This is a genomic window from Bradyrhizobium sp. 604_D8_N2_3 (assembly GCF_051810765.1).
Taxonomy (GTDB): domain Bacteria; phylum Pseudomonadota; class Alphaproteobacteria; order Rhizobiales; family Xanthobacteraceae; genus Bradyrhizobium; species Bradyrhizobium barranii.
The window spans coordinates 1,366,048-1,391,477 of the sequence record NZ_JBPWPM010000001.1 but is presented as its reverse complement, the minus strand read 5'-3'; the positions used below and the strand labels follow the sequence as shown (position 1 = coordinate 1,391,477).

The 25,430-nt window shown below is 59.7% G+C and carries 25 protein-coding genes and 1 pseudogene; 7 read left to right on the top strand and 19 right to left on the bottom strand.

The window, feature by feature from the left end:
• Positions 1-89 precede the first annotated feature (89 nt).
• The 7 genes from AB7245_RS06510 to AB7245_RS06480 form a co-directional block, all read right to left on the bottom strand.
• Complete coding sequence (locus tag AB7245_RS06510; protein ID WP_439033985.1) at positions 90-257, bottom strand: hypothetical protein; 168 nt, start codon at positions 255-257, stop codon at positions 90-92.
• A gap of 517 nt (positions 258-774) precedes the next feature.
• Complete coding sequence (locus AB7245_RS06505) at positions 775-927, bottom strand: hypothetical protein (protein ID WP_439033984.1); 153 nt, start codon at positions 925-927, stop codon at positions 775-777.
• A 287-nt stretch (positions 928-1,214) separates the two neighbouring features.
• Positions 1,215-1,487: a hypothetical protein gene (locus AB7245_RS06500; protein WP_425364268.1), complete on the bottom strand. Its 273-nt coding sequence runs from the start codon at positions 1,485-1,487 to the stop codon at positions 1,215-1,217.
• Between the two features lie 224 nt (positions 1,488-1,711).
• On the bottom strand, positions 1,712-1,906 hold the full coding sequence (locus tag AB7245_RS06495; RefSeq protein WP_231144009.1) for a hypothetical protein: 195 nt from the start codon (positions 1,904-1,906) through the stop codon (positions 1,712-1,714).
• Between the two features lie 708 nt (positions 1,907-2,614).
• Complete coding sequence (locus AB7245_RS06490) at positions 2,615-3,937, bottom strand: M16 family metallopeptidase (protein ID WP_439035705.1); 1,323 nt, start codon at positions 3,935-3,937, stop codon at positions 2,615-2,617.
• A 50-nt stretch (positions 3,938-3,987) separates the two neighbouring features.
• The gene (locus tag AB7245_RS06485) at positions 3,988-5,259 is read right to left on the bottom strand and encodes a M16 family metallopeptidase (protein WP_439033983.1); all 1,272 of its coding nucleotides are present in this window, start codon (positions 5,257-5,259) and stop codon (positions 3,988-3,990) included.
• 1,278 nt (positions 5,260-6,537) lie between these two features.
• Positions 6,538-6,720, bottom strand: a complete 183-nt coding sequence (locus AB7245_RS06480; protein WP_439033982.1) for a hypothetical protein — start codon at positions 6,718-6,720, stop codon at positions 6,538-6,540.
• 1,012 nt (positions 6,721-7,732) lie between these two features.
• Between AB7245_RS06480 and AB7245_RS06475 the strand changes: the two genes are divergently transcribed.
• Together AB7245_RS06475 and sugE are read left to right on the top strand one after the other, a co-directional pair.
• On the top strand, positions 7,733-8,575 hold the full coding sequence (locus AB7245_RS06475) for an SPASM domain-containing protein (RefSeq protein ID WP_439033981.1): 843 nt from the start codon (positions 7,733-7,735) through the stop codon (positions 8,573-8,575).
• A gap of 121 nt (positions 8,576-8,696) precedes the next feature.
• Complete coding sequence (sugE, locus tag AB7245_RS06470) at positions 8,697-9,011, top strand: quaternary ammonium compound efflux SMR transporter SugE (RefSeq protein WP_439033980.1); 315 nt, start codon at positions 8,697-8,699, stop codon at positions 9,009-9,011.
• A 1,769-nt stretch (positions 9,012-10,780) separates the two neighbouring features.
• On the opposite strand, the gene AB7245_RS06465 is transcribed toward sugE, so the two are convergent.
• The 3 genes from AB7245_RS06465 to AB7245_RS06455 all read right to left on the bottom strand — a co-directional run bounded on the left by AB7245_RS06465 (position 10,781) and on the right by AB7245_RS06455 (position 12,500).
• Positions 10,781-11,302 (bottom strand): thermonuclease family protein, encoded by a 522-nt coding sequence (locus AB7245_RS06465; RefSeq protein WP_439033979.1) that lies wholly within the window; start codon positions 11,300-11,302, stop codon positions 10,781-10,783.
• Positions 11,290-11,685, bottom strand: coding sequence for a hypothetical protein (locus AB7245_RS06460; protein ID WP_439033978.1), 396 nt, complete (start codon positions 11,683-11,685; stop codon positions 11,290-11,292). Before AB7245_RS06460 ends, AB7245_RS06465 begins: the two co-directional genes overlap by 13 nt.
• Before the next feature lie 71 nt (positions 11,686-11,756).
• Positions 11,757-12,500: an energy-coupling factor ABC transporter permease gene (locus AB7245_RS06455; RefSeq protein WP_439033977.1), complete on the bottom strand. Its 744-nt coding sequence runs from the start codon at positions 12,498-12,500 to the stop codon at positions 11,757-11,759.
• An 859-nt stretch (positions 12,501-13,359) separates the two neighbouring features.
• On the opposite strand from AB7245_RS06455, the gene AB7245_RS06450 reads away from it, so the two are divergent.
• The 3 genes from AB7245_RS06450 to AB7245_RS06440 all read left to right on the top strand — a co-directional run bounded on the left by AB7245_RS06450 (position 13,360) and on the right by AB7245_RS06440 (position 14,805).
• Positions 13,360-13,902, top strand: a complete 543-nt coding sequence (locus tag AB7245_RS06450; protein WP_439033976.1) for an RMD1 family protein — start codon at positions 13,360-13,362, stop codon at positions 13,900-13,902.
• Entirely contained in the window at positions 13,808-14,062 is a 255-nt protein-coding gene (locus AB7245_RS06445; RefSeq protein ID WP_439035704.1) for an RMD1 family protein, read from the top strand. The genes AB7245_RS06450 and AB7245_RS06445 overlap by 95 nt, the downstream gene beginning before the upstream one ends.
• A 536-nt stretch (positions 14,063-14,598) precedes the next feature.
• Positions 14,599-14,805 (top strand): hypothetical protein, encoded by a 207-nt coding sequence (locus AB7245_RS06440; RefSeq protein WP_439033975.1) that lies wholly within the window; start codon positions 14,599-14,601, stop codon positions 14,803-14,805.
• Between the two features lie 213 nt (positions 14,806-15,018).
• On the opposite strand, the gene AB7245_RS06435 is transcribed toward AB7245_RS06440, so the two are convergent.
• From AB7245_RS06435 to nifH, 9 genes and pseudogenes are all read right to left on the bottom strand, one after another.
• Positions 15,019-15,414, bottom strand: a complete 396-nt coding sequence (locus AB7245_RS06435; protein WP_439033974.1) for a hypothetical protein — start codon at positions 15,412-15,414, stop codon at positions 15,019-15,021.
• A gap of 655 nt (positions 15,415-16,069) precedes the next feature.
• A complete protein-coding gene (locus tag AB7245_RS06430; protein ID WP_085383486.1) occupies positions 16,070-16,366 on the bottom strand; it encodes a ferredoxin family protein in 297 nt (98 codons plus the stop codon).
• 41 nt (positions 16,367-16,407) lie between these two features.
• Positions 16,408-17,715, bottom strand: a complete 1,308-nt coding sequence (locus AB7245_RS06425) for an FAD-binding protein (protein ID WP_439033973.1) — start codon at positions 17,713-17,715, stop codon at positions 16,408-16,410.
• A 10-nt stretch (positions 17,716-17,725) separates the two neighbouring features.
• Complete coding sequence (locus AB7245_RS06420; protein WP_425364267.1) at positions 17,726-18,841, bottom strand: electron transfer flavoprotein subunit alpha/FixB family protein; 1,116 nt, start codon at positions 18,839-18,841, stop codon at positions 17,726-17,728.
• Between the two features lie 87 nt (positions 18,842-18,928).
• Positions 18,929-19,495 (bottom strand): hypothetical protein, encoded by a 567-nt coding sequence (locus tag AB7245_RS06415; RefSeq protein WP_439033972.1) that lies wholly within the window; start codon positions 19,493-19,495, stop codon positions 18,929-18,931.
• Positions 19,496-19,999: 504 nt separating this feature from the next.
• On the bottom strand, positions 20,000-20,332 hold the full coding sequence (gene nifW, locus AB7245_RS06410) for a nitrogenase stabilizing/protective protein NifW (RefSeq protein ID WP_439033971.1): 333 nt from the start codon (positions 20,330-20,332) through the stop codon (positions 20,000-20,002).
• A gap of 177 nt (positions 20,333-20,509) precedes the next feature.
• Positions 20,510-20,971 (bottom strand): annotated as a pseudogene (locus AB7245_RS06405) (homocitrate synthase); the annotation flags it as partial.
• Between the two features lie 595 nt (positions 20,972-21,566).
• Positions 21,567-22,295 carry a nitrogen fixation protein NifQ gene (locus AB7245_RS06400; RefSeq protein WP_439033970.1) on the bottom strand — a complete coding sequence of 243 codons (729 nt, stop codon included), beginning with the start codon at positions 22,293-22,295 and terminating at the stop codon, positions 21,567-21,569.
• A gap of 66 nt (positions 22,296-22,361) precedes the next feature.
• Positions 22,362-23,252, bottom strand: a complete 891-nt coding sequence (gene nifH, locus AB7245_RS06395) for a nitrogenase iron protein (RefSeq protein WP_026233535.1) — start codon at positions 23,250-23,252, stop codon at positions 22,362-22,364.
• A gap of 537 nt (positions 23,253-23,789) precedes the next feature.
• Here nifH and AB7245_RS06390 point away from each other — a divergent pair.
• On the top strand, positions 23,790-24,344 hold the full coding sequence (locus AB7245_RS06390) for a peroxiredoxin (RefSeq protein ID WP_439033969.1): 555 nt from the start codon (positions 23,790-23,792) through the stop codon (positions 24,342-24,344).
• A gap of 221 nt (positions 24,345-24,565) precedes the next feature.
• Positions 24,566-25,426, top strand: coding sequence for a tyrosine-type recombinase/integrase (locus AB7245_RS06385; RefSeq protein ID WP_029085027.1), 861 nt, complete (start codon positions 24,566-24,568; stop codon positions 25,424-25,426).
• The last annotated feature ends 4 nt before the right edge of the window (positions 25,427-25,430 follow it).

Here is a 25,430-nt window from a genome sequence, read left to right as displayed (position 1 = left end):
TGGCCCCATAGCGCGATTGGACAGCCGACAAGTACCGTGCTTTACCCGAGGCGAGCGGACGCCGCCGAACTGGATGCGCCGACCAGCAATCAAACTGACGCATACCAATCTTCCGGAAACGGAATGAACGGCCACGTCACATCGTTGTCGTTCGCGGCTGTAGGTTCTGTTCCTCGCGTTTGGGGATCGACCTGCCGGTCCTTCAACGCAAGATCACTTGGCGCGGTATCCGCCGCCAACCTGAAATCAATTCGCATACTAAGCTCCCGTATCGGAAGCACGTGTTCTATATGGTGGGATCCCCGAGAGAGGTAGCCCCTGTGCCGCTGAGCCAAAATGCGGCCCATCCGGGTTCTCGTCAGTTCAATTGTAGACCCGATCGAGGATTCGCTGCGGTCTCTTCCGATCACAAACACGTGCTGAGGCGCGATCGTCCCCGTAGGACGGGGCTGCGCCTCCTCGCCGAAGCAGAAAGTGAACCTTTACGCTGCCTGTCCAGGCCAATGGATATCCGGGATTTTGCTTGTCCCTCTCGGGGCTGGAACGCCGCCGCCCGCGCTTCATTTAAGCGGGCGGCATTTTAATGAGAACAGCCTAATTGCGAATTTCAAGGACGGTGGCCCAAATCAATGGCTGCGGCCTGTTTTGCATCGCCGAATTTGGTATCTATTCTGACGGAACAGGCGCCTATTCATTCCATTACCGGCCCCATCACGGCATCTGTCGGTGACTGAGAGCTGCTCGTGCTCCGCCCTTAGGCGAAGCCATCCCATGCTAACCAGAAAGAAACAAGTCATTCCCCTGACCGCTCGACGCGCTCAGTTGGCGGACGAAGCCCGCCGCTGCGCAGAGGCGGCACCGCCCGGAGCGAAGCGCGAAACGCTGCTCGCGGCGCGCATAAGCGAAACCGCCCTCCAGCTTCAGCATTGGATTAGCTCCCCAGGATTGAGAGCGCCGAGCTAATGACAAGGGCCGACCCAGTCGGCCGCCTCTTTTCTTTGGGCGTAGCTGTGACGGCTCGACTGGCACCAACCGGAGAAGGGGCGTAGTCGTCGGCCGGAACGATCCGATAGCCGGGCGATTGCTCCTTGAATTGGAGTTGCGTCATGCGTCGTGCGCAGTCGATCCTGCCGCTGGATCGGCTCGACCGGGCTGGTGCGCGGGGCGGAGAAGGAAGATAAGCCGGCAGCTTGAACCCGAGCGGCTTCGGGAGGTTAGCTCGGCGCAGCGCCATCCAACCGCGCCAGCCCAGCCTCGATCACGATGATATCTTTCTCGATCTGCTCGACAGTTGTCTGGAAATCAAAACCTGTACGTCCTTTTAGGCCCGCGGCCAGCTTCCGGCGCTGCATGTGCAAATCGTCGAGAGCCCTCCGGTCTTGCAGGCTAACGTAACCATCCACAATGAGTTCGATCGCACTTGGCATCCCCGACCGCAGTCCTTTATCAAATCGCCCGGCGAAACTTACCCCGGCGACGCCGTTCAAAACGGCATCTCTTCGCAAAGGAGGGCAAGGGGGCTGCACATTTCAATGGAAAGAGACCGGCTCCCATTATCGCAATGCCCATTGTTCATCCCTATTGAGATCAGCCCATGGGCTGCCTTCTATCACGCGCCGCTGCCCCAAAGAATTATTTAGAACCCAAACGCGAGACTGATTTGCTGCAGCATAGCTAACGCCCAATGCGGAGTTATATGACGGTTGGCCTCTTACGAGAGGTCCGGGCTCAGCCTTCCGCCGAAGGCATACGGCAGCAATCGCGGCCGTAATTTTTTCCAGTCGTCGAGCAAGGCCGGCAAGACCGACCGGGTCAAACCAGCATCGTCCATCAGGACCATCGGGATTACCGACGTCCCCATCAACCGCGCAAGACCTTCCTCACACTCGAGGATTGCGCTGATCACCAGCTCTCCGAGAGTTGGGCATGGACATCAACTTGCGCTGCAACACCACTTCAACGCTCAAGCCCAAGATCAATTGCAGTCGGATGTTTGCGGGCGGATGGTTTTTCTGTGTTAACACGCGTTCGACGGTGGTCGCACCTAAACCCTCCGTCCATATTCGGCACTGAAGATAGACCGCACACAATAGGTCATACACCTGTTTCTCAGTGACGGCCGGACCCGTGCTAAGTCGGTGCAAACCTTGTCCGATAGCGAAACAATCGCCTGAAATTCCAGAGTTTGGTGGTTCAGCGCGGAGCGAGATGAAATCGATTCCGCTTCTGAGATCCGGCTGGAGCCGGTGACCTGCTTCTTCAGAGCGGAGTGACCGTTGAACGTGTGGCCCAGCTCATGATCGAACAGGTGATCAATCGCTGCAAGAGCGATGTCAGAGGCGTACTTCGCGCGTGCTGGATCCCTCGGCTGCCAGTTGCGTGCGCGGTGGTCGTCAGATCACACGATTTGCCAACCCAGTTCGGCTCGAACCACCGACCTCCTGTTCCAAAGTCAAGAGCGTCGCCGCCCGTTGATTATCGAGTTGCAGAGCTGGCTGCGCGAGCAGCATGCCAAGCTCTCCAGGAACAACGACACGACCAGCGCGAACAATGCAAGCGGGGGCACGGCAGAGCCAGGCTCGCGCCTACGCCGCCCCCCAAGCTACTTGAAAAGTTAATTGGGGGCCGCCGGCTTCGCGGCCGATGGCGGGGTCGTCGACTCGGCTGCTGCCGGTGGAGAGCGGCCGACGATGACACTGAGCACGCCTTGGCCCCATAGCCGCCGCGCGACTTTCTCGGTGTCCTCCAGCGTCACGGCATCGACCAGGACGTTGAGCTTCTCGATATAGTCGATCGGCAGTTCGTCTAGCTGATATTGCAACAGCGCCTGGGCGAGCTTTGACGACGTATCGAGCATCAGCATCTGCGAGCCCTTCAGATACGACTGGGCCTCATCCAGCTCTTTCTGGGTCGGGCCCTCCTTGGCAATGCGGCGGATTTCCTTTTCGATCAGATCGAGGGTTTGGCCGGCACGGTCGGTGCCGGTGCCGGTACCACCGACAAACACCGCGGAGTGCTCCATCCAGAGCAGCGATTCATGGACCGAATAGGCCAGCCCGCGTTTCTCCCGGACCTCTTGGAAAAGTCGCGACGACAACCCGCCGCCGAGGATATGGTTGACGACGTACCCCGCCATGAAATCCGGATCATTGCGGCGGATGCCGGGACCGCCGAACTGCAGGATGGTCTGCGGCACATCGAGTGGAATGAAGGCGCGCTGCGGCGGCTTTGCCGCTAGCACATCAGGAACGGGCCTAAGGTTAGCTTTGGCGGGCAAGCTGCCAAACGTCTTGTCGAGCAGTTTGCCGAGCGTATCGGCGTCAATATCGCCGACGACCGCAATCCGCAGCGTATCCTTGGCGATCACGTGGCCGACATAGTCCCTCAGGTCGGCGACAACGATTCTTGGCACGCTATCCAGCGTTCCCCTCGATCCCCGGCCATAGGCATGGCCGCCGAACGCGATTTCGAGGAACTTTCGTTCGGCGAGCGCGCTGGGGTTGGTGCTGTCGCGGCGTAGCCCCGAGAGCACCTGGGCACGAATCCGCTCGACGTCGCTGGCCTCGAAATGCGGCGCGGTCAGCGCCATGCGCAGGAGATCGTAGGCCTCCTCCTTGTTGCCTTTCAGCATGCGCAGCGAGCCGCGGAAATGATCCCGGGTCGAGGAGAAGTTGAGTTCGATGGCGCGGCGATCGAGACGCTCGCGAAAGGTTTTGGAATCGAGGTCGGCGGAGCCTTCGTCGAGTAGATCGGCGACCAGATTGCCCACGCCGGGCTTGTCGGCCGGGTCCTGAGCCGCGCCGCCATCGAAGGCATATTCCATCGCGATCAGGGGAACGGTGGCGTCCTGAACGAACCAGGCCGCGATGCCGCCGGTGGAAACCACCCGCTGGATCTTTCCGGCGGCCTGAGACGGCGCCGAAGAGAACATCATCATCGCAACGCAGGCGCTGCCGATCAGCGCCGAGCGGCAGGTTAAGCGGTTGATCACGAGCGCTTCTCCTCGCGTTTCGGCGCGGCATCCTTGATGAGGTAGCCGGTCACCGAGCGTTTCTTGTCGAGCCATTTTTGTGCGGCTTCGCTGACCTGCGCGGCGGTGACCGCGCGAATGCGGTCCGGCCAGCTTATGATATCGTCGATGCTCAGCCCCGTGGTGAGCGCGCCGCCATACCAGCCCGCCAGCCTCTGCTGGTTGTCCTGGGCGTAGATCGCTTGCGCGATCAACTGCGTCTTGACGCGCTCGAGGTCTTCGCCGCGGGCCGGATTTTGCGCGATTTCGGCGATCACGCCATCGATCACGAGTTCGATCTGCGAAAATTCCACGCCGGGTTTCGGCGTCACTGAGATGGAGAACTGCGAAGCATCGAGCGCGATGTCGGCGTAGCCGGCGCGGGCAGAGACCGCGAGCGGGCGGTCGATCACCAGTGCCCGATACAGATAGGAATTGGAGCCGCCACCCATCAGTCGCGCGAGCACGTCGAGCGCCGGGCTTTCGCCGGCGGTCGCTGTGGCTGCGGAAGGCACGAGATAATAACGGCGCAACCCGGGCTGCTCGACTCGCGGATCTGACAGTGTCACGGTGCGCGGCGCCGCCGGGATGGGTTCTTGCGGACGCATGCGTTTGGCGGGGATCACCGGGTGCGCAGGGATATCAGCGAAATTCTTCTCGACCAGAAGACGGACTTCATTGGCGTCGACGTCGCCGGCGATGACCAGGATCGCGTTGTTTGGCGCGTAGAAGCGCTTGTAGAAGGCGAGCGCATCCTCGCGATCAAGTTTCGCGATCTCCTGGCGCCAGCCGATCACGGGCCGGCCGTAGGGGTGGTTGAGGTAGAGCGCAGCCATGATCTGCTCGGTCAACCGTGCATCCGGATTGTTGGCGACCAGCATGTTGAATTCTTCCAGCACGACGTCGCGCTCGGGCAGCACGTTCTCCTCCTTCAGGATCAGGCCGGTCATGCGGTCGGCTTCGAACTCCATCATCCGCGCGAGCTGCTCTCTCGGCACGCGCTGGAAATATGCGGTGTAATCGAGCGAGGTGAAGGCATTCTCGTTGCCGCCGACCCGCTGCACGGTCTGAGAGAATTCGCCGGCCGGATGGTTGGCCGTTCCCTTGAACATCAGATGTTCAAGGAAATGCGCCAATCCCGATTTGCCCGGCTTCTCGTCGGCGGAGCCGACCTTGTACCAGATCATCTCCGTCACCACCGGCGTGCGGTGATCGACGATCACCACAACTTGCAGGCCGTTCTGAAGCATGAAGCTCGCCGGTCGTTCCCAGGTGGGTGTGATCTGAGCAAGAACGCTCCTGTTCACAGGAACGTCCTGGGAGCTAGGATCCCGGCTATTTTCCGTTTTGTATTCGACCGTCAGCGCGGTACGCGCCATCAAGGCCAGGGCAAAAGTGACAGTGCCTAGCACCTTGATTGTCAGGGAGCTGGAATTCTTCATGTCATGGCCTTTGGTCACCTAGAGTTTCACGTTCTGCAGCGAACACCGACAAAGCAGTGAGCCGCACGCCGTTGGCAAGAAGCGGAGCAAAAGTCAGGCCAATGACCCGACGCTTCTGCGCACGGGCCGCTGCGCGGCCAACTGGACGCAAGCGAAGCGCAACGCCCGAAAGCCAACCCGCACTTGTTTGTTATCCTCCAACATGCTGCGAACACGACATTGCACACGAACCCGCACGACAATTCGCCGCCTCACGCTGGCCTCAATCCTGCGGAGCCACATGCCGCATCGAGGGCCGTTGTCCCACTTTTCTGAGACCCTACGACTTCGTTTCCGAAGGGCTCGAACGGCTCGTCGCAGGGAGCCGCACCAACGCTACTAGGAAAGGACTTCCACGCCTGTTTACGTGCAAGGCTTTCTCGCGCGTCAGGACACGAGCCCCAGCAGGTCGAGGAACTGACGACCTCGCTGAGGGGGATCATCGAGCAGCTCGGCGGCGACACGACAAGGTAATTGGAGCGTGCGCACCAGCTCAATAATCGGAGGTTTCGATGAATTCTCTTCGGGTCCAAGCCGCGCCGTCCCGGCATGCTTTACACGGGCGGCCCTGTCCACAGGCGATCCGCATCAGTGCTCGCTAGGATCATAGCTATCGATTGATGTCCGTAGTCCCGGATGGGTCCGCTTCACTACCACAGGTCCGGATCTATTCCTTCCACCCCATAGAGGGTAACCAGTAGATCCCGGTCGCTTCCATCGCGACCGATCGCACCGATGTTCGGCCAAATAGTCGCGCAGCGCATGCAGTTGCGAGGTCACCGTGCCGAACACCGCGGTTGGCCCTCTCGCGATCGACGCATACATTTTCTCGCTGCCGACATCGAGAAAGGCTGCACGCGGATCCAATACCGCCAAGTTACTCATTCGCGCCCTCATGTGCTTCTGCCGTCCATTCTAACGCGAAGTCCCGCCAGGAGGCCAAACGGGCTATGAAATTGCAAACCTCTCCAACGGGAAGCGCAATGCTCGCCATAATATGCAATCGCCAGCGATCGGAACCAACCTCAGGGCTGGGCAACGAGTGCATCAGAGGATCAGCGGCCATACTGCTCCCGACGGCCCTCCCCAGGCCAGGATGTCGAGTTCATGACCCGTGTGCAGCGCCGGTTCGGAGCTGGGGGCTGGTCTTTGGCTTGCGGAGAGATCGTCAACCGTCATGGTGAGGAGCGCCGCCTTCGGCGCGTCTCGGACCATGCGGGCCGAGCTCATCCGGCGAACTCGAACTATCATATGCGATAGCCCTGCCGGGAAGAGGGGCCGTTCAACGACGCACTTGGTTAAGTAGATTTCCTGAAGCGCCGGCACAGCGATCGTCCATGCACCGAAAGCAGCGCTCGCGTAGCGAAGTCACCCGGCTGAATTTCCATGGCTGCATCGTGTTCGGATAACAATCCTCCCTTGTTGACAAGGAATGCAAGGAATTCAGACGATTCCTATTCAAAGGTGAGAGTGGAAGGTCTCCCTAGCTCCGCCGGATGGGCACTATCGATCCTTGCCATCAATCGCCCCTCACGTTTGCAGAGATTCGTATCTCACCAACGGCGTGGGCGAGCAACATCCCAAAGGACCATGCGGCGAGCGTACAAGCCATATGGGCAGCACCTTCAGGCGTTCGTCACCGTTTTCCAGTGTTGAAATTCATGATTTGCTGCATCAAGGCGCGATGAAGAATTTGTGTTCTCGACTGCGGCCGACGGCGCTCGAAATCGTACCTTCGGGACCGATGCCGACACACGTCGATCATAATGACATGGCGCTCCGGAGGGCGGCAACGCCGCCACATTTCACAAGAAAGCTGCCATTCAAATCATTTTCGAGAGAGCTTGAATCGTACGTAGCGTCATATTGTACGCTTTCGATCGCGTAGAGTTGCGCTCCGCTTGCGCAATTATGACGACATTTGTCGCGGACGTGTCGACTACTGGACACTACCGCACTTGGCATGAGTGATGCTTTTTGGAACAAGCGAGACGTTAGACCAACCCATCGATGCATGTCCACACGGCAACTGCCCTATACTGCAGGACTGGGCGCGCTAGGGGGAAGAGCCGTGGCGCTCTCTTCATCTGTCACAGCCGCGCTTACGAGCGTGCCGTGTCGCGCTGATTGACGATTCGAGAATGATGCAACAGCGGACCGGCATGAGGAATGCAGATCGACGGTCCCCCTCAAGAGCTCTTTCTTCCAAACGCGGAGCGCGGAAGTGGATAATATACAATCAATGACTCTACAGGAGCTGCGCTCTACCATCGGCGGCAGGATCCTGGAGGTAACTACGACAACGGGCTGTGTCGTCGGATGTTCTTATTGCCAGCAGGACAAGTTTGCCGAACGGCAAAGAACGATATCCGACGTGAAGCATCTTTCTCTCCAAGATTTCAAGCGATGCCTGGCGCGCGTGCCAGCTGCTATCGACATCAGCTTTTCCGGGTATTCGGAGCCTTGGCTCAATCCGGCTTGCACCGAAATGGTTGAGCATGCCTACGCGTGTGGCCATGGAGTCCGGATTTTCACAAGCCTCGTAGGAATGAACGGGCGGGATCTAAGACGCTTGCGTGCGCTGCAGTTCCGCGTTTTCCTGGTGCACGTTTTTGATGACGGCACGCACATGGACAGTGGTCTTGTCACGAGTAACTATGTCGATTTGATGCGCCAACTTGTCGATGCCGACATTTCATCATTGCTCTTCATAGTCATGGGGGAGGTGCATCCCGCACTTGTCGACATAATTCCTGACGAAGCGCTGCTTCGCTCGCGACCGCCGCGCAGCAGGGCTGGCAGCGGCGAGCTTAAGATGGTTGAAGCACGACAGCAATTCCTTGGAGCACTGACATGTCCTGACGAACGGCAATATCGTAATGTTCTTCTCCCAAACGGCGATGTTACTTTCTGTTGCATGGATTTTGAGCGACGACACGTTTTGGGCAACCTCCTCCGCGACAGGTACAAGGATCTCTTCGAAGGGGCGACTTTCTGCAACATTGCCGATCGCATGAACGGAGCAGAGGGTTTTCTGCTTTGTCGATCGTGTGAATTCGCCGAACCATTAACGTCCGAACGCTGATCTTTGAGAGAAGTTGCCTCCCTGCCTGATCGAAGCGAATTGCGAGCTCTGGCGAGAGCGGCCTTACAGCTCATCATCATATCAGCCGCGGGGACGACCCTGCCACGAACGGAGGATCGCCATGTCCTGGAGCATTTTGTTGGTCGCCGGCCTGCTGGAGGTCGCCTGGGCAATCGGCCTCAAATACACCGAGGGCTTTACCAAGCTCGTTCCGTCGGTGCTCACGCTCGCGGCCATGGCCGGTAGCGTGATCCTGCTCGGCCTCGCTCTGAAGACGCTGCCCATTGGAACTGCCTATGCGGTCTGGACCGGCATTGGTGCGGTCGGCACCGCAGCGCTCGGCATCATCCTGTTCGGGGAGCCGGCCGCCGCGTTTCGCCTTGCCAGCATCGGACTGATCGTCGCCGGCATTGTTGGGCTGAAGCTCGTGTCCTGACAAAATACATCGATAGCATTGACCCCCACCAGGTCAGCGCCGCAACGATGGCCGAGGCCGGCACCGTGATTGTCCAGGCATGGACAATTGGGCTGGCCGCGTTCCAGCGCACCGCCGTGGGGCGCGGCTTGGAGTGGCCGAGGAAACTAGCCATGAACCAGATGCCGATGCAGGCCCTCTGGGCCGAGACCTGCTGGCCGCGACTCTCAGTTGTCGCAATGCGAAAGCCCATGGTGCGGACGATACGGCAGCCGCCCATCAGCGTCCCCACCGCCATTGCGTTTGGCACGATAGCACCGGCCAGAATGGCACGAACAATTCGCTGCCGAGCTCACATGCGAATAGAACAGCAACGGATCCCCAGCTATCCGGCTGATCTACGGGCGGCGGCCAAAAAAGGTCGCATGCCGGAGTCAGGCAATCCTTGGTCTGCGGAGCAGCAGGGGTGAAGATGCATCACAGAGCGATGTGATCGGCAGATCGTGTTCGTTTGCTCCGCACTGCTTGCGACCATCCCGCGCCGGCACGATCACGGACTGCCGACCAGTTCAACTCTTACATCGGATCAGTCAGGTGAGCTTGCGACAGCTCCGAGCCTCGAACCGGGTACGGCTTCATTGTTTCGGTTGTAAAGAAGCTGGAGCACCTAATCTCTTTCGCAGGAGCGTTCACAAAAATCATCGACCTGAGGCGCCGGCGCGCGACATGCGATTGGTGTTCGACCTCAGACCGGCGGCTTGTTTGCACAATGACCGCTCTTGTCGCGTAGACGACATCGCGATTGAAAATGCCGGAAGCTTGCATCGCATCCCTCGACACAGTGTCTGCACACCACGAGGGCGTCGGAGCGACGCGGCGACCTCAGGGGCTCAAGCTTCATTGAAGGCACGGACGACCTGCTCGGGAGATGATATGCGATCGGATGTTCTTGTTCGGGCCGCCGCTGTAGTTGCGCTCGCCACATGCGATGTTGCTCATTCGGCGGATATCGAGCCAGTGGTGAGCGGGCCACGCTGTTTTCTAGCCATATGAACAGATGTATTGCCTTCTCTGGCATTGTTGTGATCGGCGCCTCCAACGCAGGTTCACACGTCTTTGTCACCGAAACGGCACGTGTTGTGTTACGCCTGTTGCCCGCACGGTCAAACGCTGGACTACGTCGCAGCAGCCGTGGCTTGGAAAGGCAATCCCGGCTGATATCGCCAACAGCAGCGAAAGTTTCCGAGAAGGGACCTATCTGGCTTCCCGCGGCAAACGCCGCAATTCGACTACCATCGTTTCGATGGCCCCCTCGGAGCCGGTGTTGAGCAAGCGCTCACACCTGCTCGGTCCGTCAGATTTGAGTGCGCGTATAAAAGTTTGGGGGACAGCATCTGGCGGCCTCTGGGAATCAGCTCTGGGAATGTCAAAGCCTGAGAGTTAGAGTCGTGGAGTGGAGGTAGGCTGCATCCCAAGCCACATTGGTGTTGCCTACCTTGCCCAGTGGTGCCTTGAACCCCACTGGGCTTCTTTCTTTCCGCTCAACCTCTACCCGTCGGAATCTGATGTTGTTTCCGTGCCACGCCATTGTCTTGTTAGGCCGGAGAACTCCGTCTTCTTCCGAGGCGAATGCGTCTCTCTCTCGAACTCAAAAGGCGGCGCCCTGGCATGACCGGGAGTCCAAGGTTTGCAAGCGGCCCAGATGGTGTCGTTTCCTGCGGAGCCGCGACCTCGTGACTGTCAACTCACGCGGAGCCGATTATCGCACATTCTAGTGTGGGGAATACCCGTTAAGGATGTGCATTCACGTCATCAGAACAGCGGGCTGGCCCACCCCCTAACCGAACGCACGCTCGATATAACCAAGGTACGGCAAAGCTGCCCGCCCATAAGCCCAGTCCGGCACTATCAGCCGCGCGTTGCGCAGCGTGGTATCGTCCCCCCGAATATCGCGTCCAATCGAGCACGAGACCGTTACGGACCAGCCATTCTCCGAGATCGGTGCCATGAGCTGAACAGGTCGCCGTCGTCCGTCCACACTCATCCTTCAGGACTGACAGGCAACTGACTTCGCGATCTTCAATGAAGCCTTCAAGATTGCTCGCGGTCCTGAGGCCACATTGATATAGATTGCCGTTGATATCTCGGCACATTTGAGTCTTGTCCGGCGCATCGATGCCCCAGAGCCGAACGCGTGTCCCGTGAATTTCAAGGGTGTCGGTGCTGATGACCTTTGCCGGCCCCGTCAACTCGCCGGCCAACACGATTGTGCACAGTGCGAGCATGGTCAACACCACGATCAATCCATGCATGGCGATCTTCTTTGTCGAACTGCGAACATTCCCGCCGAGTGCAGCAGAGCATTGGCAAGCGCCGAGAGGCGCTCCATCGCAGCAGTGCTTAGGAGGGTGCTAATGTTCCATAGGTAAGCTCGTTCGACGGATGAATCCTCTTTTATCAGCAGCGCAAGACGCCCCCGTCCAACCTCGCCCGCGATGCTCTGCGACCAGGCTGCTGCGCTGACCGCATCCGGCCTTTGCTCCACGTCGTTGCGGCAATCCGCCTCGGCCGCATCGCGCACCAGCAGGTCGAACTCCGTGGTTTGCGTCCGCTGATTAGCGAGCAAGCCGGCGCAGACGGCCGGCCGCAAGTCGGCGAGATATGATTTCCCGGTCGCCTTGTGCGGAATGAGCATAAGCTCGGCCGCATCGCTGTGACGGACAGCAGCGAGCGCGCGCCGCCAGGGACCGCTGCAGCCGGTCGCTATCAGGGAAAGCGTATGCATCGCTTGAGCAAAACGGGCGACCCGACGGCCATCGTTGTTATCAACGGCAACATGCCTTCTACAGGCGATGGGCGACAGATCCGCCCGCAATCGCGCCGCCCAATTTGCTTTGCGAGCGCCGGCACAGCCAGATCAGCGACCAGTTGGACCAAGGCCACAACTGCATAGGAAACCGCGAACCATGCGATATTATAGAGGTTGGCGGCGTCGAAGCCCGCGCCATAGAGGGCCCAAAACGCGACCCAGACAAATATGCCGGACTGATACGCGGTCGAGAGCGCAAGCGCCTTGCTGTACTGCAGATCGCGATAGGCGGTGTCGGATGGAATGAGCCGCTTGGCGAGCGCCTGGATCGCAAACAGCGGCAATAGAAGCGTCGTGACATTCATACCATATTGCGGCAGGTCGGTCGGAACAAAGAGGACGCCTTGCAGCAAGAGGCCGAGCGCAAGACCAAAGGCAGCCGGCGCCGCGCCGAACAACAGGAACAGCGTCGAGCCGAGGACGAAGTGCACCTCGGAGACCCCAACCGCAAAGTGCGGGAGAATCTCGAAGAACGTGAACACAAGCCCCGTCGCGGCCATGGCTTGCACAGCAAATGACAGGGCGCCCCGCTCGCGCATATTTTCGACCACAAGCTTGGCGGCGACGCCGCCCGTCGCAAGGCCTGTCGCGTAGCTCAAGCCGAGCTTGGCGCCTGTTCCTATTCCCGGTTCGATATGCATGGTCTCAAGTCCTGCCTGTCATTGTACTCGGGGTCTTAGCTCAAGAATTTGCCGGGCCGTCTTTTGGCTGACGGTTGGAAACGGCACTTCACCTTCCCCACCCTCGGTCAACCGGTCAACGTCCTGTCTCGCCAATCGAATTGGGGGTGCACTCAGCCTTCGCTCGGACTTCGACATGTCGATAGCAACAGCTATGCCAGCGCCGCCACCGCGGTTAAGGCTCTGATTTCGCTTTGAAAAGCTCCGCAGCGCGCGACATTCCACGTGTTCTGTAGCTGACATGCTCTGGGCGAAATTGAACACACATGGCGCCGCTGTCTTTGCTCAACCTGTGCCGTTTCGAACAAACATTCTCGCTCGCCCATTGAAGCGGAAATCCTCTGGCCGCTGGCGCGAAGGCACCGGTTCGGCATCAATCTTGCTCGACCTTGTTCAAGGACGGCGCCTCGAGCGCCGCCAAATGTTTGGCGGGCTCGTCGAATCGGAAAACCTCTCATTGCCTCCAAGGGCTTGCTGGGTCGTCCGATTGATCTTGCGGCCAAGCACGCACGAACATGGAAATAGCGACGATCCGTCCAAACTGTGGAGCCGGCATTTGCGGGATCGCAGCATCATCTCTCAGCGACGCGCCCGGCAAATTCCGCTGCACCATCTGCGACGAAGTTCTGGACGTGTTTGACCGTCCCGGGGGAACGCCTATCGCGTCGCAGTGGCGGCAAACCGGATGCTAAAGTGAACATGGATCAACTTACGCCCGGTAAGACTGCCGTCTCCGGACAGACGGCGGCCGCCTCAATGCTGCGCATTCGCGCTGCTGGGCGATCGTATCAACCCGTCGGCTCTCGAAATCGGAACGCTGGTGTCCTCGACGCCGGTCGCTTTCCGTACACATGCGGGCCTTGTCGTGATCTTCCGCTATGGTGTTGTGGTGCTCATCGGGTTGTCGCCCTCGGAGGAAACCGCTCTGATCGATACATTGAGGTCGCGCGTCATCGATGAACTCAGCTCCTATGAAGAGGAGAGCGCGCAGGTGCAGCTCTGCAACGACCAGGACGCGGAGGTCATCCTGCCGGGCGGTCGGATTTGTCTCAGCGAGTTTACCGACGACCGGCTGCTTCTGATCGCCGATACGCTGGCCAAGAGCACGGCGCTGGAGCGAGATGAGCGCCGTGTCGCCGCGGTGTTCGACGTGATCGAACCCTTTGCACGTGAACTAGCCGAGCGCGGCCGGACGCCGCGGGGCCGCAGGTCTCCAACTGATCGGCAATGCGCTCCTGGTCCAGCAGCGCGTCGCGGGCCGCGTCGCCATTGCCGAAAAGCCCGACGCACTCTGGGACAAGCCGGAGCTCGAGCGGTTCTATTCGCGTCTGAAAGACGAGTACGAACTGAAGGAGCGTCTTGAGATGCTCGAGCGCAAGCTGTCGGCCATCTCCGGAACAGCCAACGCACTGACGGACATCATCGACACACGGCGCTCGCTGCGTCTGGAGTGGGTTATAGTCGTGCTGATCGTGATGGAAGTTGCGATCGGATGCTTTCAGATTATTACAGTAGCTCACTGAAGTGCGGCTACCGCAGCACGCGAGGCGCCTTCGTGGGCTTTGAGCGGGCTGACTAACCGATCAGACCGGCATTGGCGGGAGACGCGCCGTTCGGCCGCACACTCAGCCGCGGATTTCGGCCATGTCTTCGCCGTGTTCGTGCACGCGAGGTAAATCCGGTGCGGCTCGCGAACCCAGCAAATAAACGAGGCGACTTCCGGCGCATTTCCCTGGGTATCGGGCAAGGATATGGGGTGATGGCGTACACGCGCGGAGCGTTTATCTCGACCAGGAAAGACGACTCTTTGCCCGCTATGCAGGGGACCGCCACTGAGCTTGTCTGCTATTCTCTATTGGATCGCAGAATACTTTGCCGGGCCTCTCCGGCCGTCCACCAGCGCGCACCCAGCGACTACCGGAACAAGGACAGCCGATTTCAACCAAAGCGCCTCGATGAGTTGAGCGACCGCCTTCGCCGCTCTGGGTGCATCGCCGCGGCTCGGTCGTCGACCTCTCCTGCCGTGATTTCCCTTGCTTGGGAATTAGTGAAGAGTTCCATGAACCGCACCATTTCCAGCGCAAGGAGCGTGCTGCAACTGAAGATGAACCTCAGAAGTACGGATCTCGTCCTCACCAACAGGGAAGTCGCCGCGCTTGACGGGGCCGGGGACTGCGACCGGGCTGCCTGCAATAGCGGCTCCGCGTCGACGATAAACGCTAAACGGATGAAAAGGACTGCGCAGCGAATTTCGACGCGGTTTTGACCTCGCAACCAAGCGCCTGATGTCCCCCGTTCCGATTGGACGTTCCATCTACAGGGACTTTCCCTTAAAGCGCTCTGGACACTCACGTGCCGCCGGCAGCTCCCCTCAAATCCGCTTCCGAACGGATCCCGGCATGGCGGTCCTTCGCTGGTTCGTTCAGCAGCCCGGCGAGCCGGAGGCCTTCAAGGACCCCTTCGAGCCGCTGTACGCGAACTATGGCGGCGAGCAGCGAAACGGCCTCCTCCCGATGGACGGCGAAACGAACGTCAGGCGCTCGCTGAACCAAGACGTCAAGCAAGGAAGGTCAGCAACGTGGTGGCGTAAGGTCGAGACCACATCACTCGCAAGATAGGTCGCCAAATCAGCTTTCGGCGGCGGATCAAAGTCCAACGCGACCTCGGCGCGCTTCTCGATCGCTTGTCGTTTCAACTCGCCCTGCCGTCTTGCATTGATCGAGAGCATGAACACCGCATCCGCGAGCTTCTCACGCGGCAAGCTTCTCAGTTCGGCTATGCGGGCCTGGATGTCGTCGACCGAACTCTCACGGCGCGCCTGTGCTCGCCGCGCGTTGGTGGCTGCTTTGCTCTTTTGTACTCGAACCATCGTCATGCTCTCCGCCCGACGATATATCCTGCCGATTCGGTCGAATGAAAGTGCAAAATTGTGTGCTGCATGCGGGCGGCCCGGCTGACGAACGCGGAACCGGCGGTCCCGAAGGAGTCAGATTGCGCTAATTTCGTGATCTGCTCGTGCTTGGCGGCTACTAGATCTTGGCCTGGTGCACTGGAAAGCGCCGCTTCAGGTCCGTGGCACCGCTTTCGGCACCATGTCTCGTCTCGAACTCAGTGTTCGCACAGCCACTTGGATCGCAGCCACTCGTCGGGAGACCTCGCGTTGCATTCCGCACGCTAAGGTCCATTTTCAAGAATTGGGTCCGGTATGGTTGCGGAGCCACTCGTCTTTGATGAGATCGGTCGACCGGGCCTCGAACTCATCATTCAACGCGAGCTGAGCAGTAGATTGCGAAGTGCGTTCGAATATAGACGGTTGGCATCAAGATTGCGCTTACCGGGCTCTGCCTAGTCGTCCGTGAAGAAGGCTGATTTCTGAGTTCGTCAGAAGGCCGAGGGAGAGTGCTGTCAGGAACAGACGCGCCAAGAGCCTGAGCAAGCGCATGAGGCGGCCAAGTTGTAGCCGGCGGCGGCGTTGACGGCGTCGCCGCGCTACGCCGCATCCTACCAAGGTCAGGCCCTCCCCTGAACTTTCAACCAAACTTGAATAGCACACCGTAACCGCCGCGCGGGTAGCTCCACTCGATATCACCACTTTCTTCGCAGATCACCCTGCAGGTGCCGCACTCGATACACCCGTCGACTGTAACTTCAACATGACCTTTATCGTTGAGCTCGTAGCACCGTGCCGGGCAAGCCTTCAGCATCGATAAGAGCCGCGACGATGGCGTGGTGTGCGGCCGCACCTTGATATGGGCGCGGCCGGAATCAACAAGATAACGGTTGTAGAATAGCTTGTCCTCGACACGTTGGGATGGCTCGCTCGGCATTGTTTCTGGCTCCGTCATTCGTCGTTGTCTGTGCTTCGCGATCAGCGCCAGGCCCGGGCAATGCGGAGGGCATCGCTGAACAGTCCACTCCACGACCGCGCCTTGATGAACGAGTTCAGCATCAGCTTCTCTTTCTCGAGCTTTGATGTGCCGTCGACGCGCACGTAATCCTGCATCGCCCTCGAGAAGAGCTGCGGATATGTGAGAAAGAAGTTCTGCGAGTGGGTATGCATCAGAGCCGGCATATCCTTGTACTTCTTCAGGTCCTTGATCACGAAGGAATCATTCAGCATTTTCTTGTAAAGTGAAAGGTTTTTGGCCGTCATCGGATCTTTTCGCGATTTGATGAGACAAATCGCTTCCGCCGCGATACGGCCCGATGTCATCGCCAGATTGGACCCCTCGCGATGGATGGCGTTGTTGAGCTGGGCGGCGTCTCCGACGACGACCCAGCCCTCACCACAAAGCTGCGGGATCGCCTTGTACCCACCTTCGGGGATCAAGTGCGCGGAGTATTCCTTTACTTCCGAACCCTCGATCAGCGGCGCGACGGAGGGGTGACGCTTGAAACCCTCGAGCAGGCCGTAAGGCGTCTCGCCGGTACGCTGGAAGTCGGCAACAAGACAGCCAATACCGAGGGAGATGCATTCCTTGTTGGAATAGATGAAGCCCATACCGGTCATGCCCCGGGAGATAGTTCCGGCGGCTTCGATGGCGAGCCCCTCGTCGCCTTTGAGATTGAAGCGAGCATCGATTGTCTCGCGCGACAGGAAATGCATCTCCTTGACCGCGAGCGCGACCTTATCCGGTTTCGGCCGCCCTCTTAGGCCCGCACGCGTGCCGAGCACTCCGTTCACCCCCTCGGCCAGCACGACGACATCTGCATGGATTTCACCCCCATCGCGGTCTGTGCGCACCCCGACGACCTTCCCATGGGAATCCTGGAGGAGATCGATCACCGTGGTCTCGCACAGCACCGTAGCGCCGGCCTCGCGGACCTTGTGCGAGAACCATTTATCGAATTGGGCGCGGATGATGGTGTAGCGGTTCGGCTTCTCCTCGTTGAAATCATCGGAGCGATAGTGAAGCCCCGTGTGCGAACGCTCGTCCATGATCCAGAAGCGTTGCTCGACCAGGTGCCGCTCAAGTGGTGCGTCTTCTCGGAAATCAGGGATCAGCTTCTCCAGCATATCGGCATAAAGGATGGCGCCTTGCACGTTCTTCGACCCCGAATACTCGCCGCGCTCCAGCTGCAGCACTTTCAGGCCACGCTCGGCCATGGTAAGCGCCGCCGCATTCCCGCCCATGCCAGCACCGACGACGATCGCGTCGAATCTTTCTTCGATCATAACAAGCTCCCTAGCCGGCGATGCGGTCGTGCGAGTGCGGCGACAGCTGCGCGCGGAATGCAGAGGTCAATGCCGGCAACAGTCGAATGGCGTCGGTGACGATACCAATATGGGCGAAGTCGAAGATCGGGGCGTTCTTGTCGGTGTTGATGGCAACGATGAGGTCGCCCCCCTCCACTCCGACGCGATGCTGGATCGCCCCGGAAATACCGGCCGCGATATAGAGCTTCGGCCGAATGGTTTTCCCGGTCTGGCCGATTTGTCGGTCCGAGGTGACCCAGCCCTTCTGGACCAGCGGCCGCGAGCAGCCATATTCGGCACCAAGCACGTCTGCGAGCTGCTGTACCAGTTGGAAGTTCTCAGGCGATCCCAGACCGAGCCCTCCAGCGACGACCACGTCGGCATAGGCAAGGTTCGACTTTGTAGAATCGCGGTCCGGCAGGAATGACAGGACCTTTGTGACGATATCTTCTTCTACAAGCCCGAGCGGATGCGAGATAACGCGCCAGACGGCGCCTGTCACGCGCTCGGGCATCGGCATCACGCGCGGGCGGACGGTTGCCATCTGTGGACGATAGTTGAGTGTGTAGATCGTGCACAACAGTGAGCCGCCAAACGTCGGCCGGGTCGCTGCAAGCGAGCCGTCGGCGTCCACATCGAGCTCGGTGCAGTCGGCAGTTAGGCCGGTGAGCAGGGTGGTGGCCACTGAGCCGGCGAGATCGCGGCCGAGTGTGGTCGCCCCTAGGAGTAGGATTTCCGGCTTGTAAGTGTTGACTAGCTCGGAGAGCGCCTTGGTATAGGACTCGTTGCGATAATCGGCCAAGAGATTGTCCGCGACGATATAGGCGAGGTCGGCGCCGTAGCAGAAGGATTCGGCGACCGCCTGCTGCGTTGTCTCCCCGACCGGGCCGATGACAACCGCGGCGAGGTCAACGTTGAGCTTGTCGGCGAGCCGGCGGCCGGCACCCATCAGCTCCCAGGAGACGGGGTGCACAACCCCGCGTTCCTGCTCGATGAAGACCCAGACGTGCCTATACGCCTTAAATCGTTCGGGCAGCTCCCTCTTGGTCGCCGCGCGACCACCACCCGCGGCCGGAGCTGCGCTTTTGGGTGCGGTGCTCATCATCTGTACTCCCATTCGTGTTCAGTAGCGGCTCGCCAGCGGAGCGTGCTCCGCCTCCAGCTTTGAATTCGCGCTTGAAGATAGCTTCAGTTAAAAGTTCGGCCGCGTGCCCGCCGCCATTCTGTCAGCACCGCTTGGCAGCAGCGCGGGGCCGAGACAGACATTGCTCAATGTGTCGACGAGCCCGAAAGCACGCGTTTCGGGTTCTTTCCGGGTTCGGCATTCTGGGGCCGCCATTTGGCAACGGGCACTGGTAAGGCACCCAACCACGCGGGTCACGCGAGCCGATCGATTGATCCCCCTCATCTTCGAGATGCAAGCGAGCCGGAACAGATCGAGGATCTGCCAGAGCCTCGGCTCGGCCGCGTGCCTGCCGGTGAAAACGCGCTCCCCCGCTCCGAATGCCCTCGAGATCTTGCCTATTGCAGCGACAAGCCCGCAACTCTTGGCGAAGGCACGAGCACCGGCGGTCAAGCCGCCCGTCAACGGCGCCGCATGGTCGGCGCTGGAGAGCAAGGCCTGCCCCGGCGAAACCTCGGCCATGGATCGACCAACGGCGGTGATTTCGTCGACGAACCTTTGGCGCGGATCAAGCGCAGCTTTCAGCTCAGCCAGGCCGAAATATGCGACCATCGTTTTGGCGTCGCCACGCATCATGGTGCCGACAGGCAGCGCGCGCGAAGCTGCGCGGCGTCACCAACGAAATCGATACGGACCAAGAGGTGCATGCGCTTCTCCAGACTAGCTGAGCATATGTCAGCAATTGTCGTACCAATTGCGCAGGTGATGAAAATTGACCGCCAATACAGACTCTTACTGAAGGAAATCGGATTGGCAGCCTCTCGCGAAGATCGGAACATTCGATAACCGTGCTGACCGATGTCCGGAATGCGACAGAAGACAGTCATCCGAATCATGATGCGCTTTCCTCGCCAAATGTGCGCTCTCCGCTGCCGAACCGTCGCAGGAGATAGATGCACCATGAGCACCAGCTAAGGATGGAAATACCAGGGCTGAGCCGTGATTGGCCCTTAACGAGCCGAGTGTTGAAGCTGCGGATCCGCGGGGCGGCAACTTCAACTTTCGCTTGAATTCGATACCTTCGGTGGCTGGCAGGTTCTCCGAACCTTCACGGTCCAGAGCACGAGATATAAACTCAATTCACTCCAAGGAACCGAGCTGGACCAATGCTGGATGCTTGTTCGGTTGTGGTGCGGCCGCATCCTTCAGGACCTTGAACACGCGCTGTTCGATTGGGGAGGACGTGACGAAGTCGGCATAGGCGCGCTCAAGCGTGGCCTTGCAACGCGAGGCGATGTCAGGATCGGATGCACCGGCAAGCTCCTCATCCGCGAGATATTGACCCATGCGACGCAGGATGTGAAGCCGCGCCACGTCGATGATTTTCGCATCGTACTCGACGCCGAGCAGTGCAAAAAACTCCTCTGCCGCCGACGCCTTGTTCAATTGCGCAAGGATCCCGTCCGTCGTCATTGTCAACCTCCATCTAGATCTGCGCCCGGAAACCATCCAGGCTCGAACGTTCCAACCCGATCACGCGACGCGCATGGCTGACCAACCGATCACCGGCCGTTGACCAGCGAGCTCTCGTGAATGTCGCGCCAGATCGCCACCACCGTTTCCTGGGCAACCGGGCCTTTTTGTTCGAACACGCGAGGAGTCTTCGCCACCCACCGCAACATCCAGTCGCTTGTCGCGAGCGTAGCTCACGACGCGCTTCACCCGCTCCAGCGCGGCTAAACGGCCGCCACCGAGTTTCGCCGCAATCTGCACGTCAGACGATGGAATCGATAGGTTGACCATCGAAACGCCGGCCTCGATCGCCGCATCGACGTCCGCGGGTTTCATCCGGCACCAGCCAATGGTCGTGGCCGCAAGGCCCGCTTCGGCGACCGCTGGGATCGCGGTTATCTCTTCGTGACCCATCGCCGGCGTGCCGGCCTCGATCTCCGTGACCCCGGCCGCCGCTAGAGCACGCGCGATCGATACCTTTTCCGTTGTCGTGAACGCCACGCCGGGCGCCTGTTCGCCGTCGCGCAACGTAGCGTCATTAAGGACTATGGACCTCGACCGATCTTTGTCGGGCCCGGTGATCGCGGCAGCGAACGCCATCAGCGGCTCCGTATGTTTATTCCGGAAACTCTTCAGCAACTGCCGTGCCAACCCGTTCGAATTCCCAAGAGCCTCTGACGGACGTCGAATTTTAGATGACTCGAGTGTGTCGCAATTCCGACAGGGTGGAAACGGCGGAGCGTGAGGTTCGGTGCGCTTGCGACTGAGTTGAAGGCAGGTGCCGAGCTTGGAAGCTTCCTAGCCGGGCAACGGTTCGGGTCTCACCTCAAGCTGCAGCACTTCGGGGAAGGCGGCCGCATTCTGGGATGCGCGTCGAAGAAGAGTTTTGAGCCGCCGGGTTCGGTCCAACCACAGGTCGGCGTTCGTAAACAAATTCAGCGGGTGCGATCGAGAGCCGGATGTTGGCCTCGATCGCGCGTCAACATAGAATATCTCGGCCGGTGAATGTGACGGCCGCCTCCGCCAAATATCAACCCGCGATCATCAGGCGCATCCGCGTCGGCCTTAGGCCGGCTGCGCGCAATCGTTTATCCCAGTTGTCTTTTCATACCCTCAGTCTCCTCTTGTGACAGCTGGCCGAAAGCTCGTCCGATATACCGGGAATCGCGCCGACGAGGGGCAATCCATGATGAGCTCAGTCTTGCGAACTTGGGATCGCTTGGACGGAGTCATCGAGACGACGCAGATGATCCCGCCGGCGTCCGGCCATCCGGCTCTCGCCGCTCTCCTCGCCGAAGCAAAGATCAAAATCATTGCATTCCGTGCAGACCGGCGCGGTACACATCACCAGGCCGTCATCTTCGCATAGCATGCGATAGAAGAAGCGCTTCCAGCGCATGTTCTTGGTGTTGCGAGCCGCTAGCGGCGCGAAATGGCGCGTCAGGAGGCGGGACAATTCGTCCCGCTTCCGCAGACCGAGATCTTCCCACAAGTGATTAGGCTCCATGGCGCGCCGCGCGATCATCGTCGCCAACCAGCCGCCGACCTCGCCATGGGTGGAACGTTGCGCAAGCAGGAGGTCGCGCACCATAATCGTCTCGTCAGGAGACGGTAACGCGGACTGTTCGCGCCAGGTACAGCTCCTGATCGGCGTGGATGGGAAGTATTGCACCAAGAGCACATTGAGCTCCTGGTTGGTCAAGCCAGCCCGTTCGGGAAGTTGGCCGACATCCATAGCGGATGTGGCAAGAATGCAAGCGAGCACATGGCGATCGAAATCGTCATTGTCGCTGATGTCGACATCTGCTGGATGGCGCCCGGTCAGAAGGCCGTAGAGCTCACTCGCATCGCGCTGCTCGGCGACGTGAGCCGCCGATACAGGAGGTGACATCGTATCGGCCAATTTTCTTTGTGTACCAATCATGAAGGTCCCCCAGCTTCTGAGTGGATGATGTCGGCCTTCCCCGGTCGAGAAGGCCGACAACATGAACTATGCCGAAACAGCGGCAAGCTCGGCGGCGGTCTTGCCGACCAGGCTCTCGTCGACAGGCTTGATGATGCCGTGCTCCATGAGCATATCCTCGAGCTCGTCCATGCTGATTGGCGTCGGGATAGCGCCTTGTCCAGCATTATTGTGGATCTTGGTCGCGAGATTGCGATAGTGATCCGCCTGCTTGGACTCTGGCGCGTATTCCAGCACAGTCATGCGGCGCAGCTCCGCGTGCTGCACGACATTGTCGCGCGGCACGAAGTAGATCAGCCGGCTGCCGAGCTTCTTGGCAAGAGCATCCGCAAGCTCCAGCTCCTTGTCGGTCTGCCGCTCGTTGCAGATCAGGCCGCCGAGGCGCACGCCGCCGGAATTCGCATACTTCAGAATACCCTTGGAGATGTTGTTAGCGGCATACATCGCCATCATCTCGCCGGACATCACGATGTAGATTTCCTGTGCCTTATTCTCGCGGATAGGCATCGCGAAGCCGCCGCAGACGACGTCGCCGAGCACGTCGTAAGAGACGTAGTCGATGTCCTCATAGGCGCCATTCTCCTCGAGAAAGTTGATCGAAGTAATCACGCCTCTTCCGGCACAACCGACCCCCGGCTCCGGACCGCCGGACTCGACGCATCGAATGTCCTTGTAGCCGAGCTTGATGACGTCCTCGATTTCGAGGTCCTCGACACTGCCGGCATTCGCCGCGAGGCTCAGAATGGTGTCCTGCGCTTTGGCGTGCAGGATGAGGCGAGTCGAATCCGCTTTGGGATCACAGCCGACGATCAGAATCCTTTGGCCCAGCTCTGCAAGGGCCGCCAGCGTATTTTGCGACGTTGTCGATTTACCGATGCCACCCTTGCCATAAAACGCGATTTGTCTCAGCGAAGACATGTTGCTCTCCATCAACCGATTGCCAATTTTTTCGCGCCGAATGCGCGAGGCTGTTTCTCTCTCAGAAACGTGGGCACACGGGTTTCGGGAAGGAGGCCATCGCTCGCCATCGGCGTCGGCGTGCCCTCAGCCCTCACTCGTTGTTGCTGCATCCATTTAGCAACTGGCGTGCCATTTCGTTCGCACGCGCATTAAGCGTCTGAGCATGCTGGACTAATAGCGCGGCGTCCAAGACCGGATGCGGTGGCGGACCCGACAGCGGCAAGGGCTTTGACAGAAACCGGACAAAGCCCCGGCGCGTGGATTCCACTACGAGCGCCGGGCGAAAGAGCGCGGAACGGGGAATGCCGGGCCTTAAGCCCGAGACGATTGAGGAGACCACACGGTGCAGATCGGGTTCGAGGACACCGCCATCATCAAAGGCGAATGTTTCACGACCGGCATGTCGGGTACTTGCCGTTGGATCGGGGTGGCATATCGCTTGCTTTGCTGGTCGCGAAACGCTGTTTCCGCGTGACGCGATATTGAGAGGACAATATGCCTGGAATTGGAAGTAAGTTGCCGCCGTTCGACATCACAGGCGTAAAGCCCGGCTTTCACCAGCAAGAGGAGAACGGGCAGAGCGCCTTCGAGACCCTGACTGAGAGGAGTTTCCCCGGCAAATGGAAAGTCATCTTCTTTTACCCGAAGGATTTCACATTCGTCTGCCCAACCGAAATCGCTGAGTTTGCCCGCCTGTCCAAGGATTTCGCCGATCGCGATGCAGTCGTGCTTGGTGGCTCGACCGATAACGAGTTCTGCAAGCTCGCCTGGCGGCGTGAGCACAAGGACCTGCACCGTCTATCGATCTGGCAGTTTGCCGACACCAAGGGCGCACTGGTCGATGGCCTTGGAGTGCGCTCGCGTGACGGCATCGCGCATCGCTACACCTTCATCGTCGATCCTGAGAACACGATCCAGCATGTCTATGCGACAAGCCTCAATGTCGGCCGGAGCCCAAAGGACACGCTACGCGTTCTGGATGCGATACAGACTGATGAGCTCTGCCCTTGCAACCGCGAGATCGGCGGCGACACGCTTAAAATTGCCTAAGGCAACATGTCGATCGTGCAGTTGAAGGAGCAGCTCCTGCATTCGAAGGACGCCAGACTCAGTACAGTCTAACGTGGAGGCTAGAGCATTTCCGACCTGGCGGAATCGGAAGGGATTGAACGAAGCCGCTGCCGCGGCGTAAGGGCCAAGGTGGCGTAGTTCGCCTCCTGGCTGAGAGGATGTGGGTGTTGGAGCCCACCCCCTCAGACAGGAGTATCGAGATGGCGGATTTGAGCCCTCTTCGCCGCCGCATGATCGAAGACATGACCGTCCGCAATCTGTCGCCGGCGACGCAGCGATCCTACATCAGCGCGGTTTCGAAGTTCAGCCGCTATTTTGGCCGATCACCTGATCGGTTAGAGCTGGAAGACGTCCGCGCCTTCCAGGTGCATCTGGTCTCGACCGGCATATCATGGCCGGCGCTGAACCAGATTGTCTGTGCGCTACGGTTTTTCTACGGCGTCACGCTCGGCGAGGCGCTCATCCCAGAGCGCATTCCCTATGCGCGAGAACCGCGCAAGCTGCCGGTCGTGCTCAGCGCCGACGAAGTGGTTCAGTTTCTTGAAGCGGTATCGAGCCTGAAGAGCCGCGCCGCGCTCACCACCGCCTATGCGGCCGGGCTCAGGGCCTCGGAGGTTGCGGGACTGCGGATCGAAGACATCGACAGCGCCCGCGGCGTCATCCAGGTGCGCCACGGCAAGGGCGCGAAGGATCGCAACGTGATGCTGTCGCCCCAGCTGCTGGGCATCCTGCGCACCTACTGGCGGCTCGCCCGGCCGCGGCTTTATCTGTTTCCTGGCCGTGACGAAGATCATCCGATCGATCAGACCGTGTTGCATGCCGCCTGCCGGTCGGCGGTGAAGGCTGCAGGCCTGACCAAGCGCGTCACGCTCCACACGCTGCGCCACAGCTTCGCGACACATCTTCTCGAGAACGGAACCGATATCCGGATCATTCAGGTCTTGCTCGGACACAATAATTTGTCGTCGACGGCGCGCTACACGCAGGTCGCCACCGATACGATCCGAGCGACCCAGAGCCCGCTCGATCGCCTGTCGCTGGAGGTGACGCCACCTGGATGATCCG

Excerpts from the sequence above, each read along its gene's own strand:
- AB7245_RS06510 (WP_439033985.1), bottom strand. The coding sequence starts at position 257 with ATGCGAATTGATTTCAGGTTGGCGGCGGATACCGCGCCAAGTGATCTT.
- AB7245_RS06505 (WP_439033984.1), bottom strand. The coding sequence starts at position 927 with ATGCTGAAGCTGGAGGGCGGTTTCGCTTATGCGCGCCGCGAGCAGCGT.
- AB7245_RS06490 (WP_439035705.1), bottom strand. The coding sequence starts at position 3,937 with ATGATGATGTTCTCTTCGGCGCCGTCTCAGGCCGCCGGAAAGATCCAG.
- AB7245_RS06485 (WP_439033983.1), bottom strand. The coding sequence starts at position 5,259 with ATGCTTCAGAACGGCCTGCAAGTTGTGGTGATCGTCGATCACCGCACG.
- AB7245_RS06480 (WP_439033982.1), bottom strand. The coding sequence starts at position 6,720 with ATGAGCTCGGCCCGCATGGTCCGAGACGCGCCGAAGGCGGCGCTCCTC.
- AB7245_RS06475 (WP_439033981.1), top strand. The coding sequence starts at position 7,733 with ATGACTCTACAGGAGCTGCGCTCTACCATCGGCGGCAGGATCCTGGAG.
- sugE (WP_439033980.1), top strand. The coding sequence starts at position 8,697 with ATGTCCTGGAGCATTTTGTTGGTCGCCGGCCTGCTGGAGGTCGCCTGG.
- AB7245_RS06465 (WP_439033979.1), bottom strand. The coding sequence starts at position 11,302 with ATGCATGGATTGATCGTGGTGTTGACCATGCTCGCACTGTGCACAATC.
- AB7245_RS06460 (WP_439033978.1), bottom strand. The coding sequence starts at position 11,685 with ATGCTCATTCCGCACAAGGCGACCGGGAAATCATATCTCGCCGACTTG.
- AB7245_RS06455 (WP_439033977.1), bottom strand. The coding sequence starts at position 12,500 with ATGCATATCGAACCGGGAATAGGAACAGGCGCCAAGCTCGGCTTGAGC.
- AB7245_RS06440 (WP_439033975.1), top strand. The coding sequence starts at position 14,599 with ATGAACCGCACCATTTCCAGCGCAAGGAGCGTGCTGCAACTGAAGATG.
- AB7245_RS06435 (WP_439033974.1), bottom strand. The coding sequence starts at position 15,414 with ATGACGATGGTTCGAGTACAAAAGAGCAAAGCAGCCACCAACGCGCGG.
- AB7245_RS06430 (WP_085383486.1), bottom strand. The coding sequence starts at position 16,366 with ATGCCGAGCGAGCCATCCCAACGTGTCGAGGACAAGCTATTCTACAAC.
- AB7245_RS06425 (WP_439033973.1), bottom strand. The coding sequence starts at position 17,715 with ATGATCGAAGAAAGATTCGACGCGATCGTCGTCGGTGCTGGCATGGGC.
- AB7245_RS06420 (WP_425364267.1), bottom strand. The coding sequence starts at position 18,841 with ATGATGAGCACCGCACCCAAAAGCGCAGCTCCGGCCGCGGGTGGTGGT.
- AB7245_RS06415 (WP_439033972.1), bottom strand. The coding sequence starts at position 19,495 with ATGATGCGTGGCGACGCCAAAACGATGGTCGCATATTTCGGCCTGGCT.
- nifW (WP_439033971.1), bottom strand. The coding sequence starts at position 20,332 with ATGACGACGGACGGGATCCTTGCGCAATTGAACAAGGCGTCGGCGGCA.
- AB7245_RS06400 (WP_439033970.1), bottom strand. The coding sequence starts at position 22,295 with ATGATTGGTACACAAAGAAAATTGGCCGATACGATGTCACCTCCTGTA.
- nifH (WP_026233535.1), bottom strand. The coding sequence starts at position 23,252 with ATGTCTTCGCTGAGACAAATCGCGTTTTATGGCAAGGGTGGCATCGGT.
- AB7245_RS06390 (WP_439033969.1), top strand. The coding sequence starts at position 23,790 with ATGCCTGGAATTGGAAGTAAGTTGCCGCCGTTCGACATCACAGGCGTA.
- AB7245_RS06385 (WP_029085027.1), top strand. The coding sequence starts at position 24,566 with ATGGCGGATTTGAGCCCTCTTCGCCGCCGCATGATCGAAGACATGACC.